Source organism: Okeania sp. SIO1H4, from assembly GCF_010672695.1.
In the GTDB taxonomy this organism is placed as follows: domain Bacteria; phylum Cyanobacteriota; class Cyanobacteriia; order Cyanobacteriales; family Microcoleaceae; genus Okeania; species Okeania hirsuta.
Genome location: NZ_JAAHGB010000061.1, coordinates 39843 through 41732 on the forward strand (window position 1 = coordinate 39843; position 1890 = coordinate 41732).

Sequence of the window (1890 nt, forward strand, 5' to 3'; positions counted from 1 at the left end):
ACCTAATTTCTCGATTTACTTTGGGTGGTGTTTTGGTATTTGTTTGAGATTTTAAGATATAGATGGTTTTTTCAGTTCTCAACACTACATATCTAAGACGTTATAGTTTTTCTTTACTATATATAGTGGTTTTACCTAATTTCTCGATTTACTTTGGGTGGTGTTTTTGTGTAAACCCTAAATTTATTATTACTGGAAAAAAAAGTTAAACTACAGAGACTTTTATTGCTACACAAAATAGTTCAAATGCTTTCTTTGGTAGTAGTGCATAGTAATGGTAAAAGTTAGAGGGAGCGATAATTTTTCACGACTTACTCTCAAAATACTGTTGAATATCTGGGAGAATAAATATTTCGGTAAATATCAAATTTTGTCCTTAAACATTACTATGCAGGACTACCCTTTCTTTTTTCTTGAAAAGCTTTCAAGAAATTTGTTAAGGAGTAGGTAATTTTTCTTGAGTAGTTTGTCGCCCCAAACTGGTAAGTACATCAGAAGCTTCTACCATACCTTTAAATTCTTTTTCTTCATCAACTACCGCTAGAGGAAATCCTTGTTTATAAAGGTGAAAAATATTTCCTAGATGAGCAGAAACATCAATTATAGGAAAATCAGTTTCTATCACCCCCATAATATCTTCTTTTTCCTGTTTGAGACTGGTTTCTAGATGTTCTTTTTTTACCAAACCAACAGGTTTATTCTGTTGATCGAGCACATACATAACTTGGAGATTATGGTCTAACATTTTTTTCAGCCCAGAGCCAACAGAATCTTGGCCAATCCTCAGAGAAGCTGTTTGATTAATAATAGAACCTACTGTAATAAATTGTGCAGGATTTACCTCTTGGATGAAAGCAGTGATATAATCATTTTTTGGTTGAGTGAGTAATTCTTCTGGTGTCCCCAATTGAACAATTGCCCCTGCTTTCATTACAGCAATACGATCGCCTAGTTTCAAAGCCTCTTGAATATCATGACTAATAAACACAATAGTTTTGTGTAATTCTTTCTGGAGTCGCAACAATTCATCTTGCATCTCTCCCCTAGTCAATGGGTCAAGGGCACTAAAAGCTTCGTCCATTAATAAAATTTCTGCATCAGTAGCCAAAGCACGGGCCAAACCCACTCGTTGCTGCATTCCCCCACTCAAAGAGGTCGGTTTATAATCTGCCCATTTAGCTAAACCCACAACTTCTAATGTTTCTAGTGCTTTCTGGCGACGATTAATTCGTTCAACTCCCCGCACCTTTAGTCCATACTCTACATTTTCAGCGACTGTTTTGTGAGGAAACAACCCAAAACGTTGAAAAACCATTGAGACTTTATTAAGTCGTATTTCTCGCATTCGTGTCTCACCAACGTGAGCAACATCTTCATCATCAATATAAATATGTCCGCTAGTGGGATGAATCAAACGATTAATACATCGAGCCAGGGTAGATTTTCCTGAGCCGGATAAACCCATTAATACAAATATTTCCCCTTGATTAATCTCAAGAGATATATCGGCCAATCCTAATACATTACCTGTGGATTGCAGTATATAATCTCTTGTTTTACCTTCCCGAAACAACTTAAGAGCGGCAAGATGTTTTTTGCCATAAATTTTAATGAGATTTTTTATAATTATTTTGGGTGGCATATTTTTATTTAATCATTAATTTAAGTTAACAGAAATTAATTAGTTATATTTTAGTACTTTCCAATTATTTTGTAGAGAATATATATTGGATATATTGGTGACGATAGTTAGCGTGCAATTTGGCGTTGCTGAGGGGCGGGATGAATCTAGAGGGAACGGGCAAATCCCAAAACTTAAGATAGTGAATTAATAGTCGGATGGAATGTTTAAGCATCTCTATTGACTTGGAATCACACAAGGTCTTGCGA

Annotated in this window: 1 protein-coding gene and 1 pseudogene; both read right to left on the minus strand. The window is 35.3% G+C overall.

The features are described from left to right. Positions 1-436: 436 nt before the first annotated feature. On the minus strand, positions 437-1642 hold the full coding sequence (locus F6K06_RS26760) for a glycine betaine/L-proline ABC transporter ATP-binding protein (RefSeq protein WP_124144599.1): 1206 nt from the start codon (positions 1640-1642) through the stop codon (positions 437-439). Positions 1643-1706: 64 nt separating this feature from the next. Continuing rightward, positions 1707-1890: pseudogene (locus F6K06_RS26765) on the minus strand (hypothetical protein); the annotation flags it as partial.

Bases quoted from the DNA above. Each gene is read 5' to 3' on its own strand.
- F6K06_RS26760 (WP_124144599.1), bottom strand. From the start codon at position 1,642: ATGCCACCCAAAATAATTATAAAAAATCTCATTAAAATTTATGGCAAA.